Here is an 18,566-nt window from a genome sequence, read left to right as displayed (position 1 = left end):
TTTGCGTATTGTTATGTTGGGTGATGAGATTTATCCGAAGGGGTTATTCAATTCATTCCCGTGTTCTGCACAAAGCTATCCACAGAAAAGGTGAATAAGATCGCCGATAAATGGGGGCATCTGTTTATAACTTGGCTAATCTCTGTGAGTTATCCTGTTTTTATTCCGCCTGCGGCCCGCTATCCAGTGGTTTACCGCCTGTAAGGAGTGTGAAACAATCAGGCTATTCAAATTTAGCTTTGAGGTAGTCCAGTGATCGATGATGATGGCTACCGCCCGAATGTTGGTATCGTAATCTGTAACAGGCAAGGACAAGTGTTGTGGGCCAGGCGCTTTGGACAGCACTCCTGGCAATTTCCTCAGGGAGGCATCAATCCGGGTGAAACTGCTGAACAGGCGATGTATCGCGAACTGTTCGAAGAAGTGGGTTTACACCGCAAAGATGTTCGAATACTTGCTTCAACCCGAAACTGGTTACGCTACAAGTTGCCAAAACGTTTGGTGCGTTGGGACACAAAGCCGGTGTGTATCGGCCAGAAACAAAAGTGGTTTCTTCTGCAGTTGATGTGCAGTGACGCGGAAATCAATGTGCAGCACAGCAGCACACCCGAGTTTGATGGTTGGCGCTGGGTTAGCTTCTGGTATCCGGTACGTCAGGTGGTCTCTTTCAAGCGCGATGTATATCGCCGCGTAATGAAAGAATTCGCGGGCGTAGTGATGTCTATGCAGGAGAGTGCGGGGCAGCGTAATAACGCCGCCCAACGACGTAAAAGAGGATAGGCCACGCCCTTTATGCTCACTCAGTTACGCGAAATAGTAGAGAAAGTGGCGAGTGCTCCACGTCTGAATGAAGCACTCGACATTCTGGTAAACGAAATTTGCCTTGCGATGGAAACCGAGGTTTGCTCGGTTTATCTCGCCGATCACGATCGTCGTTGCTACTACCTGATGGCGACACGCGGGCTAAAAAAGCCGCGTGGTCGTACGGTCACGCTGGCGTTTGACGAAGGCATTGTTGGCCTCGTTGGACGCTTAGCCGAGCCGATCAACCTCGCCGACGCGCAGAGCCATCCCAGCTTCAAATACATTCCTTCTGTTAAAGAGGAGCGTTATCGCTCCTTCCTCGGCGTGCCGATTATCAGCCGCCGCCAGCTGCTTGGCGTGTTGGTTATCCAGCAGCGCGAACACCGTCAGTTTGATGAAAGCGAAGAGTCATTCCTCGTCACGCTCGCCACGCAAATGGCGGGATTGCTGTCGCAGTCGCAGCTCGGTCAACTGTTTGGTCAATTCCGTCAGACGCGGGTAAAAGCGATTGCCGCTGCGCCGGGCGTGGCGGTCGCGCCGGGTTGGGTGGATGAAACTCAGCCGCTGCTCGATCAGGTTTCCGCTGCGTCCACGCTTGACGTGCAGCGCGAACGCGAGCGTCTGGTGCTGGCGATGGGCGAGGCCGGCAACGAATTCCGCCGCTTCAGCAAACGCTTTGCTGCCAGCGTGCAGAAAGAGAGCGCGGCGATCTTCGATCTCTATTCGCACCTGCTCACCGATGCACGGCTGAAAAAAGATCTGTTTGATGAGATCGAGCGCGGATCGGTCGCGGAGTGGGCGGTTAAAACGGTGATCGAGAAGTTCGCCGAGCAGTTCGCCAACCTGCAGGATCAATATTTACGCGAGCGCGCTGGCGATCTGCGCGTGCTCGGTCAACGTCTACTGTTCCACCTCGATGATTCGCTGGTCGGCACCAATGCCTGGCCGGAACGCTTCGTGTTAGTCGCGGATGAACTCACCGCCACCACGCTGGCTGAATTGCCGCAGGAGCGTCTGGCTGGCGTGGTGGTGCGCGACGGTGCCGCCAACTCGCATGCGGCGATTTTGACGCGCGCGATGGGCATTCCCACCGTGATGGGCGCTGATATCCTGCCGGCGCAGCTTAACAAGCGCTTGCTGATTGTTGATGGTTATCGCGGCGAAGTGCTGATCGATCCGGAACCGGTGCTGGTGCAGGAGTATCAGCGCTTAATCAGCGAAGAGAACGCGCTGAGCAAAATGGCCGAAGGCGTGGTCGAGCAGCCCGGCGAGCTGAAAAGCGGTGAGCGCGTTCAGGTGATGCTGAATGCCGGCCTCAGCCCGGAACACGAGCAGGCGCTGGATAACTGGGTGGATGGCATTGGCCTGTATCGCACCGAAATACCGTTCATGCTCCACAACGGCTTCCCGTCCGAAGAGGAGCAGGTGGCGCAGTATCAGGGCATGCTGCAGCTGTTCTACGACAAACCGGTGACGCTGCGTACGCTGGATGTCGGTGCGGACAAACAGCTGCCGTATATGCCGATCAGCGAAGAGAATCCGTGCCTTGGCTGGCGTGGCATTCGCTTAACGCTCGATCAGCCGGAAATCTTCCTGGTGCAGGTGCGCGCGATGCTGCGCGCCAACGTGGCGTCTGGCAACCTGAGCATTCTGTTGCCAATGATCAGCCACATCGATGAGATCGATGATGCGCGTCGTCTGATTGATCGCGCCGGCCGCGAAGTGGAAGAGATGCTTGGCTATGTGATTCCCAAGCCGCGCATTGGCATCATGATTGAAGTGCCGTCGATGCTGTTTATGATCCCGCATCTGGCGGATCGCGTCGATTTCGTCTCGGTTGGCACCAACGATTTGACGCAATATCTGCTGGCGGTTGATCGCAACAATACGCGCGTGGCGAACCTGTATGATTCGCTGCATCCGGCGATGCTGCGGGCGCTGCACACTATTGCCAGCGAAGCCCGCCAGGCCAAGCTGGAGCTCTGTTTGTGTGGTGAAATGGCTGGCGATCCAATGTGTGTCGCGCTGTTAGTGGGCATGGGATATCACCATCTCAGCATGAACGGCAAGAACGTGCCGCGGGTAAAATATCTGCTGCGCCATCTCAATTTTGAAGAGGCGCAGAAGCTCAGCGAGCATGGACTGGCCGCGCATACCGCCTCGGAAGTGCGCCATCTGGTCTCCACCTTTATGGAGCGCCGTGGTTTAGGCGGTTTGATTCGCGGCGGGCGTTAACGGTTACAACTTCACGACCTGTAAAAAAAGTGGCTGTGCTATCATGCGCAGCCTTTTATTGTCCCGTTTCAGGGCAGAAAAATGATGGTGAAAGATGACTGACGGCTACATTTCGTTTCCCCAATTCGATCCGGTAATTTTCTCTATCGGACCGGTTTCGCTTCACTGGTACGGCTTGATGTATCTGGTGGGCTTTGTATTTGCTATGTGGCTGGCGACGCGACGCGCCAACAAACCTGGCAGCGGCTGGAAAAAAGAGGAAGTGGAAAACCTGCTGTATGCGGGCTTCCTCGGCGTATTCCTCGGTGGACGTATCGGCTATGTGTTGTTCTACAACCTGCCGCTGTTCCTGGAGAATCCGCTGTATCTGTTTAAGGTCTGGGATGGCGGCATGTCGTTCCACGGCGGCCTGATTGGTGTGATTGTGGTGATGCTGATTTTCGCACGCCGTACCAAGCGCACGTTCTTCCAGGTAGCGGATTTCATTGCCCCGCTGATCCCGTTTGGTTTGGGTGCCGGTCGTCTCGGTAACTTCATCAACGGCGAACTGTGGGGCCGCGTGGCGCCCGATTTCAAATACGCGATGTTGTTCCCCGGTTCACGCAGCGAAGACATCGCGCTGGCAGCCAACAATCCGCAGTACCAGGAGTTGCTGAACACCTACGGCGTGCTGCCGCGTCACGCGTCGCAGCTGTATGAGCTGTGCCTCGAAGGCATTGTGCTGTTCATCATTCTCAACCTGTTCATTCGCAAGCCGCGCCCCATGGGCAGCGTCTCGGGCCTGTTCCTGATTGGCTACGGCGCATTCCGCATCATCGTGGAGTTCTTCCGTCAGCCGGATGCGCAGCTTGGCCTGTTTGAAGGCGGCGTCAGCATGGGACAGATTCTGTCGATCCCAATGATTCTGGCCGGTGTAATTATGATGATCTGGGCGTATCGTCGTCGCCCGCAGCAACAAACTCGTGAGGTAAAATGAAACAGTATCTGGACCTAATGCAACATGTGCTGAATGAAGGCGCAGAAAAGGCCGACCGTACCGGCACCGGCACGCTCTCCATCTTTGGCCACCAGATGCGTTTCAATTTGCAGGATGGTTTTCCGCTGGTCACCACCAAGAAAGTGCACCTGCGCTCCATCATTCATGAGCTGTTGTGGTTCCTGAAAGGTGAGACCAACATCGGTTACCTGAAAGAGAACAAGGTTACCATCTGGGACGAATGGGCCGATGAGAACGGCGATCTCGGCCCGGTCTACGGCAAGCAGTGGCGCAGCTGGGGCAGCGCCTCGGGTGAAGAGATTGATCAAATCAGTAAAGTGATTGAGCAGCTGAAGCGTGACCCCGATTCGCGTCGCATCATTGTCTCGGCGTGGAACGTGGGCGAGTTGGATCACATGGCTCTGGCGCCTTGCCACGCCTTCTTCCAGTTCTACGTGGCTAATGGCAAGCTCTCTTGCCAGCTCTATCAGCGCTCATGCGATATCTTCCTGGGGCTGCCATTCAACATCGCCAGCTATGCGCTGCTGGTGCATATGGTGGCGCAGCAGTGCGATCTCGATGTGGGCGATTTTGTCTGGACCGGTGGCGATACGCATCTGTACAGCAACCATTTAGAGCAGGCGCGCCTGCAGTTAACGCGTGAGCCGCGCCCGTTACCGAAGCTGGTAATCAAGCGTAAACCGGCTTCTATCTTCGATTATCAGTTCGATGATTTCGAGATTGAAGGCTACGATCCGCATCCAGCCATTAAAGCGCCCGTCGCCATTTAACGCCACTCCCGCAAGGTCGCCATTCATGGCGACCACGCCCAAATCGCACCTTAATCCTGAATCTGTCTCACAAAACGCTGTATCTCTCTGCACCTCTCCTCGATTTCCTGCGCAACGTTTCCCAACGTCGATTTCTCTCCCTTGTTGAACTTCATGTTGCTGGGCACATTAGCCGCCATGAACAGAAACGTTAACCACGGCTTCACTTTGCCCGAACTGTTATTGGTGATGGTGATCGCCGGCATACTTAGCGTCGGCGCGCTGCAGGGTTGGCAGCGCTGGCAGCAATATCAACAGCTGCGCGACAGCGTACTGCAACTGCAGGGATTTCTTCTGCGCTTGCGCGCCCATGCTAACTGGCACAACCGCGATCTCACGCTGTGGGTACAGAGCGGTGAAAACGGCTGTCTTGGCGCAGGACCTAAACCTGCAGAAGGCTGCGCACTGCCCTCGCGCTGGTTATTTAAACCGCCGCACGACAGCGTGCGCCTTGTCGGCATCAATGGTGACGTCGGTTTTTACGGTCGGCGTGATGTCGCGCGTCCTGGCAGCATCGATCTCGCCAGTGCGGCGGGGCGCTGGCGCTTAATTATCTCCGCCAGAGCGCGCATCCGTGCCTGTCAGCCGGGAGAGAAAGGATGCGAATAACACAACGCGGATTCAGCCTGCTGGAGATGCTGATTGCCATGGCGATTGGCGCGGTACTGATGATCAGCGTCGGGCGATTTTTACCGCTGCTGCTGGAGCAGAATCTGCGCCTGCAACAGCGCGTACAGTTACAGCAGGAGCTGCAGCAGATCGCCAATACGCTGCAAAAAGCGCTGCGCCGAGCCGGCTATTGCCACGGCCAGTGCAGCGGTTCGGCGCTAACGATTGCCGCCAGCGGCAGCTGCGTTTTACTGCGCTGGGATGAGAACAGCAACGGGCGCTGGGAAGGCGTGGGTCACAGCGAAAGTGACTATTACGGCTATCGGCTGCGCAGCGGACAGCTTGAAATGCAGCGTGGCGTGGATGAGTGCAACAGCAGCGGCTGGGAGAAACTCTCCGATCCGGCGTTTCTCACCATCGATACCTTCAAGCTTGAACGGCAGGGATCGCGTCTGGTGCTGCTACTGGCGGGACACGCCAACAGCCAAAGCGTAGAGCTGGCAAGCTGGATAGAAGGAATCAATCTGTGAAGCAGCGCGGCAATAGCACGCTGGGTATGGTGCTGATGATGTTACTGATGGGCGGATTGACGCTACACGCCACGCGAACGCAGCTCTCGCAAGGCATGGTGTTAGTGGCTGATGAGCAGCTGCACAGTCAGGATTTCTGGCAGGCGCAGGCGGCGTTAACGTGGGGCAGCGTGCAAAACTGGCCGCAGGCCACCGGCTGGCAATGTCAGCAATGGACAGCAGAACAGTGGCAAAGCTGCCTGCTACGAATGGAGGATGACAATGCGTTGTTATCGGGACATGGAGAAGGGCGCGCGCTGTGGCTCTATCGTTGGGTATCCATCCCCAACACGCAACCCCAGCCGCAAGCGCATGGCTGGATCGATTACTGCCCGCTGTCGCAGCCGGCGCTGTGCCAGCCAGAAGCAGCAGGGCTTTAGCCTGGCGGAAACGCTGGTGGCGATGCTGTTGCTGGCGATGACCATCAGCACATTACTGCAATATCATCGCGCGCTGGCGCTGGGGTTTAGCCAGCAGTGGCAGCAGCGTCAGGCGTGGCGCGTTGCCGGCCAGGCGTTGCTTGGCCGTGACGTTGAGGGATGGCAGAGTCAGCGCCAGCAGCAGAGCCTGGCGGGCGGCTGCACGCTGGAGCGCGTCACGGTTACGGGGCCACAGCAGCGTTCCGCCTCACTGGCGCAGCTCAATTGCCACTAGCGGTAGGCATCGCAGGTGATAAACGGTAGAGTGGCTCGGCTGCGTTGTTGTCTTGTATTTAGGAGAAATATGTTCCGGGTCTATCACTCTAATCAGCTTGATCTGTTGAAAAATCTGGCAGGTATTCTGATTGAAAATCAACCGCTGGCCGATCCGCTGGCGGCTGAGCAGGTGCTGGTACAAAGCCCAGGCATGGCGCAGTGGCTGCAAATGGAACTGGCTAACAGTTTCGGCATTGCCGCCAACATTGATTTCCCGCTGCCTGCGAGCTTCATCTGGAACATGTTCGTTAAGGTGCTGCCCGATATTCCTGAAGAGAGCGCCTTCACCAAGGCCAGCATGAGCTGGAAGCTGATGCATCGCTTGCCAACTTTGCTGGAGCAGGACGCTTTCCAGCCGCTGCGTCACTACCTCAATGATGACGACGACAAGCGCAAGCTGTATCAGCTCAGCGCCCGTGTTGCCGATCTGTTTGACCAATATCTGGTGTATCGCTCGGACTGGCTCAACAGCTGGGAGCGCGGTGAACGGATTGATGGCTTAGGCGAATCGCAGCAGTGGCAGGCGCTGCTGTGGTGCGATCTGGTTAACTTTACTGAAAGCCTGGGTCAACCGATGTGGCATCGCGCTAACCTCTATGCGCGCTTCATCCAAAAGCTGGAACAGGCGCAAATGCCGCCGCCGGGCTTGCCGCAGCGCGTGTTTATTTGCGGTATCTCCGCGCTGCCGCCGGTTTATTTGCAGGCGTTGGAAGCGCTGGGCCGTCACATTGATATCCATCTGCTGTTCACCAATCCCTGCCGTCACTATTGGGGCGACATTCAGGATTATGCCTTTTTGGCGAAGCTGCAAAGCCGCCAGCGCCGCCGCATCCAATCGGATGAGCTGCAGCCGCTGTTCCGCGATCCGGCTAGCGCGTCAGCATTGTTCAACGATATCGGCGAGCAGCAGCTGACCAATCCGCTGCTGGCGTCATGGGGCAAGCTGGGGCGCGATAACCTGTTTCTGCTGAGCCAGATGGAATCCGCCGCCAACGACATTGATGCTTTCGTCGAGGTGCCTCAAGACAATCTGCTGCACAGCGTGCAAGCGGATCTGCTCAATCTGGACGATAAAGCGATCATTGGCCTCAACGCCGGTGAGCTGGCGAACAGCGCCGAAAAACGGCTGCTTGATCCTGAAGATCGCTCGATCACGCTGCAGGTGTGCCACAGCGCACAGCGTGAAGTTGAAGTGCTGCAGGATCATCTGCTCACGCTGATGGAAGCCCATCCCGAACTCAAACCACGCGACATCATCGTGATGGTGGCGGATATCGACAGCTACGCCCCTTTTATTCAGGCCGCTTTTGCCAGCGCGCCGAGCGAACGCTATTTGCCGTTCGCCATCTCCGACCGCCGCGCCAGTCAGGCGCACCCGGCAATTCTGGCGCTGCTCAGCTTGCTGTCGCTGCCTGAAAGTCGCTTTGCCTCCGAAGATGTGCTGGCGCTGCTTGAGGTTCCCGCATTAGCGCAGCGCTTCTCGGTGGATGAAAGCGGGCTGCGCCTGCTGCGCCGCTGGGTGATGGAATCCGGCATTCGCTGGGGACTGGACGATGCCAGTGTGGAAGCGCTGGCGCTGCCGGTAACCGGACAACACACCTGGCGCTTCGGCCTGCAGCGTATGCTGCTCGGCTATGCGCTGGAGAGCCGCAACGGCGACTGGCAAGGGATCCTGCCGTATGACGAATCCAGCGGTTTGATCGCTGAGCTGGCGGGGCATCTGGCGGAACTGCTATCGCGACTCGAAGAGTGGCGTGCGCGTCTGGCAGAAGAGCGCACGTTAGCGGAGTGGCAGCCGCTGTGTCGTGAGCTGATTGAGTGCTTCTTTAGCGGAGACGCCGAAAGTGAAGCCGCGCTGCTGCTGGTGGAAACGCAGTGGAAACAGATTATCGAGCAGGGCATGCAGGCGGCGTATCAACAGCCGATTCCGGTTACGCTGCTGCGTGATGAGCTGCGTTCACGCCTCGATCAACAGCGTATCAGCCAGCGTTTCCTCGCCGGTCCCATCAACTTCTGTACGCTGATGCCGATGCGTTCGATTCCCTTCAAAGTGGTGTGTTTGCTGGGCATGAACGATGGCGTCTATCCGCGCACCTTAGCGCCGCTGGGTTTCGACCTGATGCAGCAACAGATGCGCAAAGGCGACCGTAGCCGCCGCGATGATGATCGCTATCTGTTCCTTGAAGCGCTGATCTCGGCGCAGCAGCAGCTCTATATCAGTTACATCGGCCGGGCGATTCAGGACAACACCGAGCGCTATCCATCGGTATTAGTGAGCGAGCTGGTGGATTACCTGGGGCAAAGCTTCCGTCTGCCGGGTGATGAAGCGCTCGAACCTGATATCAGCGAGCAGCGCGTGCGTGAACATCTGCAAAAGCTGCATAGCCGCATGCCGTTTGCCGCAGAGAACTTCCAGCCGGGCGCTCACGGGCAAAGCTTTGCTGCGGAGTGGTTGCCCGCAGCCACCGGCAGCGGCGTGGCACAGCCGGATTTTGTGCAGCCCTTGCTGCCTGCACCGATAGAAACCTTGTCGCTGGAGCAACTGCTGCGTTTCTGGCGCCATCCGGTGCGCGCCTGGTTCCAGCAGCGCTTGGGGGTGGCTTTCTGGATGGAAGAGAGCGAGCTGCCCGACAGCGAACCGTTCGCGCCTGACAGCCTGGAACGCTACCAAATCAACGCCCAATTGCTGAATACGTTGGTCAACGGTGACGATCCGGCGCAGCTGTATGCGCGTCACCGCGCCGCTGGCAATCTGCCTTATGGCGCGTTCGGGGAACTTTTCTGGCAGAGCCAAACCGAAGAGATGCAGGAAGTGGCCGCCGAGGTGAGTGGTCAACGCCAGCCCGCTGAAAGTTGGGAAATCAATCTGACGATCGGCGCAGTGCAATTGACCGGCTGGCTGACGCAGGTGCAAGCTGATGGCCTGCTGCGCTGGCGTCCGGGCGTGCTGAACATGAACGATGGTCTGCTGCTATGGCTGGAACATCTGGTGTATTGCGCGTTGGGCGGCAGCGGTGAAAGCCGCATGTACGGCCGTAAACAGAGTCACTGGCGCTTCGCGGCGCTGCCTGCTGAACAGGCGCTGTCGTTTCTGCATGCGTATGTTGCGGGTTACCTGGCCGGATTAGTCGAGCCGCTGATGCTGCTGAATAAATCCGGCGGAGCCTGGCTGGAAGCCAGCTTTGATAGCAAGTCGCAGCAGTTGCTGGAAGACGAAGCCACGCAGAAAAAGGCACTTAATAAATTACTGCAAGCCTGGCAGGGTGGTTTCCAGGTGGAAGGCGAGGGCAGCGATCCCTATCTGCAACGCCTGAGTCGGTCTTTGGACGATGATGCCGTGCAGGCGATTACTGCCGCCGCACGCCAATGGTATTTGCCGGTGCGCCTGGCGCATCAAAATGATGAATAGCAAGGGGATACGCCCTCGTTTGAGGTTGTTCCTGACACGATAAGAAAGTTTGTCTATTTCACTGCTGGGCACACAGCCAGCGGAAAAGGGTAATGTAAGGGGTTTAAATGCGGATTTACGCACGCTGGATTGGAGCGCTGCTGCTGAGCACGTTAGCGCTGAATGCCTTTGCCGATACCGATCGCGGCTGGCAACCCATCAATGACACCATTCGTAAAAGCGATCACGATCCACGCCGTTATCAGGCGATTACGTTAAACAACGGCATGACCGTGCTGCTGGTCTCGGATGCCGAAGCGCCTAAATCGCTGGCGGCGCTGACCTTACCGATCGGTTCGCTGGATGATCCTAATCAGCAGCTGGGTCTGGCGCACTATCTCGAACACATGGTGTTAATGGGCTCAAAGCGTTATCCGCAGCCTGATAATCTCGCCGAATTCCTGAAAAAAAATGGTGGCAGCCACAATGCCAGCACCGCGTCGTATCGCACGGCGTTCTATCTGGAAGTGGAAAACAGCGCGTTGCAGCCCGCAGTTGATCGTCTGGCCGATGCGATTGCTGAACCGCTGCTCGATCCGGTTAATGCCGATCGTGAACGCCATGCGGTTAATGCAGAGCTGACCATGGCTCGCTCACGCGATGGCTTGCGTATGGCACAGGTGGGTGCAGAAACTCTCAACCCTGCGCATCCCGGCTCGCGCTATTCCGGTGGCAACCTTGATACGTTGAGCGACAAGCCAGACAGCAAATTGCATCAGGCGCTGACCGATTTTTATCACAGCCACTACTCCGCCAATCTGATGAAGGCGGTGATTTACAGCAACAAACCGCTGCCAGAGATGGCCGACATTGCGGCAAAAACCTTTGGTCGTGTGGCTAATCATCAAACGACGGTGCCAGAGATTGACGTGCCGGTAGTGACCGACGCGCAGAAGGGCATCATTATCCATTACGTGCCCGCACAGCCGCGCAAGCAGTTGAAAATTGAGTTCCGCATCCCGAACAACAGCGGCCAGTTCCGCAGTAAAACCGATACGCTGATCAGCTACATTCTGGGCAATCGCAGCAAAAACACCCTCAACGACTGGCTGCAAAAGCAAGGGCTGGCGGATGGCGTCAGCGCCGGTGCAGACCCGATGACCGAGCGCAACAGCGGCGTCTTCGCTATCAGCGTGTCGTTAACCGACAAAGGTCTGGCGCAGCGCGATGAAGTGGTGGCTGCGGTGTTCAACTACCTTGATATGCTGCGCACCAAAGGCATCAGTAAAGAATACTTCGATGAAGTCTCCCACGTGCTGGCGCTGGATTTCCGCTACCCATCAATTACCCGTGATATGGATTACATCGAGTGGCTGGTAGATACCATGCTGCGGGTGCCAGTTGAACACACGCTGGATGCGCCTTATCTGGCCGATCAGTTCGATCCCGCGGCAATCAAAACGCGTCTCGACGAAATGACGCCGCAGAACGCGCGCATCTGGTACATCAGTCCGCAGGAGCCGCATAACAAAGAAGCCTACTTTGTGAATGCGCCCTATCAGGTGGACAAAATCAGCGACGCCCAAATTAGCGACTGGCAGCAACGTGCCGCGCAGCTCCAGCTGTCGATGCCCACGCTGAATCCCTACATTCCGTCGGATTTCGCCATTATCCCCTCCGATGGCAAAACCTACGATCATCCGGTCGCACTGACCAATGGCGACAGCATGCGTATTTACTGGATGCCAAGTCAGCAGTTTGCCAGCGAACCGAAAGCCGCTATTACCTTAGCGCTGCGCAACAAATCGGCGATCAGCGACGCGCGCCAGCAGGTGCTGTTTGGGTTGAATGACTATCTCTCCAGCCTGGCGCTGGATGAAATGAATTCGCAGGCTTCGGTTGGCGGCATCAGTTTCTCAACCGGGGAAGATGATGGCATCGTGTTTAGCGCCAGCGGGTTTACCCAACGTCTGCCGGAATTGCTGAAGAAGCTGGTGGAGGGTTACGCCACCTTTACGCCGGACCAGCAGCAGCTGGAACAGGCCAAATCCTGGTATCTGGATCGACTGGAAGCGGCTGAGAAGGGCAAAGCGTTTGAGCAGGCGATTCAGCCGATGCAGATGTTGTCGCAGCTGCCTTACACCCAACGTGAAACGCGCCGCAATCTGGTGAAAGATATTACTCTGAAAGAGGTCACCGATTACCGCGATGCGCTGATTCATCATGCAACCCCGGAGATGATGGTGGTGGGCAATCTCTCTGCAGAGCGCGTGAAACAGCTCGGCGATGAGCTGCAGCAACAGTTGCACAGCGATGGCCACGGCTACTGGCACAGTGATTATGTGACGGTGGATAAAGCAATGAAGGCCAATCTGCAGAAAGCCGGCAGCAGCACTGATTCAGCGCTGGCCGCGCTGTATGTGCCGTTGGGCTACAGCGAATATCAAAGCATGGCCAACAGCACCATGCTGAGCCAGATCGTTCAACCCTGGTTCTACAACCAGTTGCGCACCGAAGAGCAGCTCGGCTATGCGGTTTTTGCTTACCAGATGCCGATCGGACGCCAGTGGGGCATCGGTTTCCTGCTGCAAAGTAACAGCAAGCAGCCAGCGTTTTTACTGCAACGCTTCCAGGCGTTTTATCCGCAGGCTGAACAGCGTCTGCGCAGCATGAAAGCAGAGGATTTCGCCCAGTATCAGCAGGCGCTGATCAACGATATGAAGCAGCGTCCGCAAACGCTGGATGAAGAGGCGAACCGCTTTAACCGTGACTTTAAACGTCAGAACTTTGCCTTCGATACGCGTGAAAAAGCGATTGAGCAAATTCAGCAACTAACGCCAGCCGGCCTGGCCGACTTCTTCAATCAGGCGGTTTTAGCGCAGCAAGGCATGGCGATGATTTCGCAGATCGGTGGCAGCCATGATGGCGCGACCAAAGATGACTACGCCCAGCTGCCGGGCTGGACCACATGGGATGAGGTCCAGAAGCTGCAGCAGTCGTTGCCCGTGAAGAGTGATGCCCAATGAGTCTGCTACCTGAATCGCTCAATCCTCTGACGCTGCCGCTGCGCGGTGAGCGTCTGATTGAGGCCTCAGCCGGCACCGGCAAAACCTTCACCATCGGCCTGCTCTATCTAAGGCTGCTACTGGGATTGGGCGGACAACATGCTTATTCGCGCCCGTTGTCGGTAGAAGAGATTCTGGTCGTGACCTTTACCGAGGCCGCGACCGCTGAACTGCGCGGGCGTATACGCGCCAACATTCACGAGCTGCGGCTGGCCTGCCTGCGCGGCGTCAGCGGCAACCCGATGCTGATGCAGCTGCTGCAGGAGATTCCACAGCCCGCCGATGCGGCTTCGCTGCTGCTGGCCGCTGAACGACAGATGGATGAAGCCGCCATCTTCACCATCCACGGCTTCTGCCAGCGCATGCTGAATCTCAACGCCTTTGAGTCCGGCATGCTGTTTGAACAGCAGCTGATTGAGGATGAACAGCTGCTGCTGCGCCAGGCGACTGCCGATTTCTGGCGTCGTCACTGCTATCCGCTGACGCTGGATGTCGCGCGAGTGATTGTCAGCGAATGGAACGGCCCGGAGCAGTTGCTTTCCACCTTGCGTCCGTGGTTGCAGGGCGAATCGCCCAGCCTGCGTCTGCCGCCTACCGACAGTGAAACCCTGGCTTCGCGCCACAGCGAAAACCTGGCGCGTATCGCCGCGATGAAAGCGCAATGGCTGACGGTGGGTGACGAAGTGCTGACGCTGGTGGGGCAATCTGACGTGGATAAGCGCAGCTACAGCAGCAAGAATTTGCCGGTTTGGGTCAATAAAGTCAGCTTTTGGGCGCAGAGCGAAACGCTTGATTATCAGGTGCCCGCCGAACTGGCGCGCTTCGGTCAGCGCATGCTTGAAGAGAAGACCAAAAAGGGCAATCCGCCGCATCACAGTGTGTTTGACGCCATCGACACTTTCCTTGTTCAGCCGCTGTCGCTGCGCGATCTGGTGATTGCGCGTGCGCTGGTAGAGGTGCGCGCTGCGGTGCGCAAAGAGAAACGTCAGCAGGCACTGTTGGGTTTTGATGACCTGCTGAGCCGCCTCGACGAAGCACTGCAGCAGCCGAGCGGTGAGCAACTGGCTCAGGCTATTCGCCAGCGTTTCCCGGTGGCGCTGATTGATGAGTTCCAGGATACCGATCCGCTGCAATACCGCATTTTCCGCACGCTTTATATCAATCAGCCAGCGCATGCGCTGCTGTTGATTGGCGATCCCAAACAGGCGATTTACGCCTTTCGTGGCGCGGATATTTTTACTTATATCCGCGCGCGCAGTGAAGTCAGTGCGCACTACACACTGGATACCAACTGGCGCTCGTCGCCTGCGATGGTCAACAGCGTTAACCATCTATTTGCGCGCCTCGACGCGCCCTTCCTGTTCGCTGAGATCCCGTTCCAGCCGGTGCAGTTTGCGCCTCCCAACCAGCAACTGTCGCTCAGTATCGATCAGGTTGAGCAAGCGGCGTTACGCTTCTGGCTGCAGCCGGGTGAAGGCTGCAGCGTTGGAGATTATCAACAACGTATGGCGCAGCAGTGTGCGGCCGATATCAGTCGCTGGTTGCAGGCCGGGCAGCAGCAGCGCGCGATGCTGGGCAAAGCGCCCAATTTGCGGCCGGTACAAGCCTCTGACATCACAGTGTTAGTGCGCAGCCGTAACGAAGCTAACCTGATTCGCGAAGCGCTCAATCTGCTCGGTATTCCGTCGGTTTACCTGTCGAATCGCGACAGCGTTTACACCACGCCGGAAGCGCGAGAGCTGTTATGGCTGTTGCAGGCGGTACTGGCACCGGAGCAGGAGCGTATGCTGCGCACTGCACTGGCAACCTCGCTGTTTGCTTTTGATGCCTCGCAGCTGGATGCGCTGGATCAGGACGCGCGCGGCTGGGATGAACTGGTGGATACCTTTGCCCGCTGGCAGCTGGTGTGGCAGCAGCGTGGCGTCTTGCCGATGCTGCGCGAGATGATGCTGGAGCGTCAGCTGGCGGAAAATCTGCTGGCATCGGAGAACGGCGAGCGTCGTCTGACGGATTTACTGCATCTCGGCGAACTGCTGCAGGAAGCGGCTGCGCAGCTGGATAGCCCACACGCGCTGGTGCGTCATCTGGCACAGCAGATCGCCCGCCCGGATAGCCAGTCTGCCAGCCAGCAACTGCGTCTGGAGAGCGATCGTCATCTGGTGCAGATTGTCACCATCCACAAATCTAAAGGGCTGCAATATCCGTTAGTGTGGCTGCCATTCGCCGCCGGTTTTCGCGAGGCGGATACCGCGCTTTATCACGATCGTGAGAGCTTTAACGCGGTCCTGGATCTGCAAGCCGATGAAGAGAGCCTGGCGCTGGCCGAACAGGAGCGTCTGGCGGAGGATTTGCGTCTGCTCTACGTGGCGTTGACCCGTTCGATCTATCACTGCAGCGTCGGCGTGGCACCGCTGTTTCGCGGCACGCGCAAGAAAGAGGGCGAGAGCGATTTGCATAAAAGCGCGCTCGGTTTTCTGTTGCAGCGCGGTGTAGCGGCAACAGCCGAACAGCTCGGCGCGTTGCTGCATAACATGGACGCGGCGGGCACCGAAGTGGTGCTGGCCGAAGATATGCAAGCCGAGCGCTGGCAGGTTGAGGCGGTCGCCGATAGCGAGTTGGGGGCGCGAAGCGTAACGCGCGTGCTGGCCGACCCGTGGCGCGTCACCAGTTATTCCGGTTTGCAGCAGCACAGTTCTCACCGTCTGCTTGAGGTGATGCCGAATTTCGATGTGGAAGCAGCCGGCGAAGAGGATCGGGAAGAGGAAGGGGAAGCGGCGCTCACGCCCCATCACTTCCCGCGCGGTGCCGCGCCGGGAACGTTTTTGCATGAGCTGTTCGAATCGCTGGATTTCCCGCAGCCGCCTTCCGAGGAGAAGCTGGCGCAACATCTGCAGCAAAACGGCTATCCGCTGCACTGGCAGCCGATGCTCAGTGCGTGGATCAGGCGTGTATTGAGCACGCCGCTTAACGTGCAGGGTATTCATCTGGCGCAGGTGCAGAGCAGCGATCGTTTGGTGGAGATGGCGTTCTATCTGCCAATTGACAACGTGCTGACCGCGCGTGAACTGAGCGCGTTGATTGCTCAGGATGCGTTATCGGCGCAGGCTCCGCCGCTCGATTTCCGTCAGGTGCAGGGCATGCTGAAAGGCTTTATCGACCTGGTGTTCCGCTGGCAGGGCAAATATTACCTGCTGGATTATAAATCCAACTGGCTCGGTGACAGCCATGAAGCTTATACGCCGCAGGCAATGGCGCAGGCGATGATCGACCACCGCTACGATTTGCAGTACCAGCTCTATACGCTGGCGCTGCACCGCTATTTACAACATCGCGTGCCGGATTACGATTATGAGCAGCATTTCGGCGGCGTATTTTATCTCTTCCTGCGTGGCATGGACGGCAGCTCGCCAGACAACGGCGTGTTTCATACCCGTCCCACCTTCGACTTCATTTCACAACTGGATAGCCTGTTTCGCGGGCCGGGAGCGACAGCATGAGCGGTATGACCGCGCTTTTAGCACAGGCGGCTGAGCTGCGTTTGTTGCGCTCGCTGGATGTCCAGTTCGCTCAACTGCTGGCGGATGATGATCAACCGGCGCGTTTGCTGCTGGCGGCCTGCCTGAGCGCGGAAGCGGGAGATGGGCATGTCTGTTTGCCGTTATCACAGCTAAGCCGCGACAACCTGTTTAAAGGGCGTCATGCGGAGCTGGCCCAGGCCATCTGGCAAGCGGCAGGCGAACCGCAGGATTGGCCTGCAATTTTAGCCGGCTGGTCGGCGCTGAGTAGCAGCGAGCAAGCGGCACCCATCGTGCTGAGCGAAGATCGTCTCTATCTGCATCGCCTTTGGCACAACGAAGGGCAGGTGGCACGCTTCTTTCAGTCACAGTCAACAGCACAGCCTTTTGCGCCTGAACGGGTCAGGGAAGTGCTGGATCAGCTGTTTGGCAGCGAGCCGGATAACTGGCAGAAGATTGCGGCTGCGGTGGCGCTGACGCAGAAAACTGCGGTGATCTCGGGCGGTCCCGGAACCGGAAAAACCACCACGGTGGCAAAACTGCTGGCGGCACTGATCCGTCTTAGTGAAGGCGCGTTACGTATTCAGTTGGCTGCACCAACCGGCAAAGCGGCGGCGCGTCTCACCGAATCGCTGGGCAAGGCGCTGCAAAAGTTGCCGGTGAGCGAGGCGGAGCGGCAGCGCTTTCCGGCCGATGCCACCACGCTGCACCGCTTGTTAGGCGCGCAGCCGGAAACGCAGCGCCTGCGCTATCACGCCGGCAATCCGCTGCATCTGGATGTGCTGGTGGTGGATGAAGCCTCAATGGTCGATCTCAGCATGATGGCGAATTTGATTGCCGCATTGCCAGCGCAGGCGCGCGTGGTGTTCCTCGGCGATCGCGATCAGCTGGCATCGGTGGAAGCGGGCGCAGTGCTCGGTGATATTTGTCGCTGTGCGGAAGCCGGTTACAGCCCGATGCGCGCTGCGCAGCTGAGCGAGCTCACCGGCTGCGGGGTGGCGGGCATCGATGACAGCAGCGCACCCGCGGTACGCGACGCGATTTGCCTGCTGCGTAAAAGCTACCGCTTTGACGCCAACTCCGGCATTGGCCAACTGGCCGCAGCGGTTAACGCCGGTGATGCAAAGGCGGTTGAAGCCGCATTCAAGGCTGGTTTCAGCGATATCACCCGTCAACCTTTGCAGGATGCTGATGCGTATCAGGCGATGCTGACGGAGATTGCCGCCGGTTATCAGCCGTTCCTGAAACTCATTCGCCAACGCGCTGATCCTGCTGAGATTATCGCGGCGTTTGGCCGATATCAGCTGCTGTGCGCACTGCGTGAAGGGCCGTTTGGCGTGCAGGGATTGAATCAACGTATTGAGCAGAAGCTGATGCAGCTGCAGCTGATTCGTCGCCCAACCGGCGGCAGTCGCTGGTATCAGGGACGTCCGGTGATGGTGACGCGTAACGACAGCGCGCTGGGCCTGTTTAACGGCGATATCGGCATTACGCTGTTTGATGAGGAAGGTCTGCTGAAGGTGTTCTTCCCGTTGCCGGATGGCAGCATCAAAGCGGTGCAACCGAGCCGCTTGCCGACGCACGATACCGCGTGGGCGATGACGGTGCATAAATCGCAGGGTTCGGAGTTTGACCACACGGCGTTGGTGATGCCGGCGCAGTTCCTGCCGGTGTTAACGCGCGAGCTGATTTATACCGCGATTACCCGCGCGCGTAAGCAGCTGACGTTGTACAGCGATGACGGCGTGTTCCGTCGTGCCGTGCTGTTGCGTACCCAGCGACGCAGCGGATTACTGGAGCGGTTGAGCGGGGAGTAATTAAATATCGATTCAGCACAATCCGTAACGGCGCAATGAATCGCGCATATCAATGGCGGCAGC

General features: G+C 57.7%; 12 protein-coding genes. All 12 read left to right on the top strand.

Annotation, left to right across the window (positions count from 1 at the left end; all coding sequences use genetic code 11):
- Positions 1–252 precede the first annotated feature (252 nt).
- The 12 genes from rppH to recD all read left to right on the top strand — a co-directional run bounded on the left by rppH (position 253) and on the right by recD (position 18,503).
- On the top strand, positions 253–780 hold the full coding sequence (gene rppH, locus P6287_RS15475) for an RNA pyrophosphohydrolase (protein ID WP_007890933.1): 528 nt from the start codon (positions 253–255) through the stop codon (positions 778–780).
- A 12-nt stretch (positions 781–792) separates the two neighbouring features.
- Positions 793–3,039: a phosphoenolpyruvate--protein phosphotransferase gene (gene ptsP / locus P6287_RS15470; protein WP_277974027.1), complete on the top strand. Its 2,247-nt coding sequence runs from the start codon at positions 793–795 to the stop codon at positions 3,037–3,039.
- A gap of 94 nt (positions 3,040–3,133) precedes the next feature.
- The gene (lgt, locus tag P6287_RS15465) at positions 3,134–4,015 is read left to right on the top strand and encodes a prolipoprotein diacylglyceryl transferase (RefSeq protein WP_008109262.1); all 882 of its coding nucleotides are present in this window, start codon (positions 3,134–3,136) and stop codon (positions 4,013–4,015) included.
- Positions 4,012–4,806: a thymidylate synthase gene (thyA, locus tag P6287_RS15460; protein WP_277974026.1), complete on the top strand. Its 795-nt coding sequence runs from the start codon at positions 4,012–4,014 to the stop codon at positions 4,804–4,806. Before lgt ends, thyA begins: the two co-directional genes overlap by 4 nt.
- Positions 4,807–4,983: 177 nt before the next feature.
- The gene (locus P6287_RS15455; protein WP_101762023.1) at positions 4,984–5,454 is read left to right on the top strand and encodes a prepilin-type N-terminal cleavage/methylation domain-containing protein; all 471 of its coding nucleotides are present in this window, start codon (positions 4,984–4,986) and stop codon (positions 5,452–5,454) included.
- Positions 5,445–5,984 (top strand): prepilin peptidase-dependent protein, encoded by a 540-nt coding sequence (locus P6287_RS15450; protein ID WP_277974025.1) that lies wholly within the window; start codon positions 5,445–5,447, stop codon positions 5,982–5,984. The genes P6287_RS15455 and P6287_RS15450 overlap by 10 nt, the downstream gene beginning before the upstream one ends.
- Positions 5,981–6,403 (top strand): DUF2509 family protein, encoded by a 423-nt coding sequence (locus P6287_RS15445; protein WP_110867963.1) that lies wholly within the window; start codon positions 5,981–5,983, stop codon positions 6,401–6,403. Before P6287_RS15450 ends, P6287_RS15445 begins: the two co-directional genes overlap by 4 nt.
- On the top strand, positions 6,336–6,677 hold the full coding sequence (locus P6287_RS15440; RefSeq protein WP_110867962.1) for a prepilin-type N-terminal cleavage/methylation domain-containing protein: 342 nt from the start codon (positions 6,336–6,338) through the stop codon (positions 6,675–6,677). Before P6287_RS15445 ends, P6287_RS15440 begins: the two co-directional genes overlap by 68 nt.
- A gap of 69 nt (positions 6,678–6,746) precedes the next feature.
- Entirely contained in the window at positions 6,747–10,127 is a 3,381-nt protein-coding gene (gene recC / locus P6287_RS15435) for an exodeoxyribonuclease V subunit gamma (protein WP_277974024.1), read from the top strand.
- Positions 10,128–10,234: 107 nt separating this feature from the next.
- Positions 10,235–13,132 (top strand): pitrilysin, encoded by a 2,898-nt coding sequence (ptrA, locus tag P6287_RS15430; RefSeq protein ID WP_277974023.1) that lies wholly within the window; start codon positions 10,235–10,237, stop codon positions 13,130–13,132.
- Positions 13,129–16,668 carry an exodeoxyribonuclease V subunit beta gene (recB, locus tag P6287_RS15425; RefSeq protein ID WP_277974022.1) on the top strand — a complete coding sequence of 1,180 codons (3,540 nt, stop codon included), beginning with the start codon at positions 13,129–13,131 and terminating at the stop codon, positions 16,666–16,668. The genes ptrA and recB overlap by 4 nt, the downstream gene beginning before the upstream one ends.
- On the top strand, positions 16,665–18,503 hold the full coding sequence (recD, locus tag P6287_RS15420; protein ID WP_277974021.1) for an exodeoxyribonuclease V subunit alpha: 1,839 nt from the start codon (positions 16,665–16,667) through the stop codon (positions 18,501–18,503). Before recB ends, recD begins: the two co-directional genes overlap by 4 nt.
- Positions 18,504–18,566: the final 63 nt, after the last annotated feature.

This window comes from Pantoea sp. X85, assembly GCF_029623675.1.
In the GTDB taxonomy this organism is placed as follows: Bacteria; Pseudomonadota; Gammaproteobacteria; order Enterobacterales; family Enterobacteriaceae; genus Pantoea; species Pantoea leporis.
This window is presented reverse-complemented; position numbering and strand designations above follow the sequence as displayed.

Coding starts and splice junctions, on each gene's coding strand:
- recC (WP_277974024.1), top strand. CDS start 6,747: ATGTTCCGGGTCTATCACTCTAATCAGCTTGATCTGTTGAAAAATCTG.
- recD (WP_277974021.1), top strand. CDS start 16,665: ATGAGCGGTATGACCGCGCTTTTAGCACAGGCGGCTGAGCTGCGTTTG.
- P6287_RS15450 (WP_277974025.1), top strand. CDS start 5,445: ATGCGAATAACACAACGCGGATTCAGCCTGCTGGAGATGCTGATTGCC.
- thyA (WP_277974026.1), top strand. CDS start 4,012: ATGAAACAGTATCTGGACCTAATGCAACATGTGCTGAATGAAGGCGCA.
- lgt (WP_008109262.1), top strand. CDS start 3,134: ATGACTGACGGCTACATTTCGTTTCCCCAATTCGATCCGGTAATTTTC.
- recB (WP_277974022.1), top strand. CDS start 13,129: ATGAGTCTGCTACCTGAATCGCTCAATCCTCTGACGCTGCCGCTGCGC.
- ptsP (WP_277974027.1), top strand. CDS start 793: ATGCTCACTCAGTTACGCGAAATAGTAGAGAAAGTGGCGAGTGCTCCA.
- ptrA (WP_277974023.1), top strand. CDS start 10,235: ATGCGGATTTACGCACGCTGGATTGGAGCGCTGCTGCTGAGCACGTTA.
- P6287_RS15440 (WP_110867962.1), top strand. CDS start 6,336: ATGGCTGGATCGATTACTGCCCGCTGTCGCAGCCGGCGCTGTGCCAGC.
- P6287_RS15455 (WP_101762023.1), top strand. CDS start 4,984: ATGAACAGAAACGTTAACCACGGCTTCACTTTGCCCGAACTGTTATTG.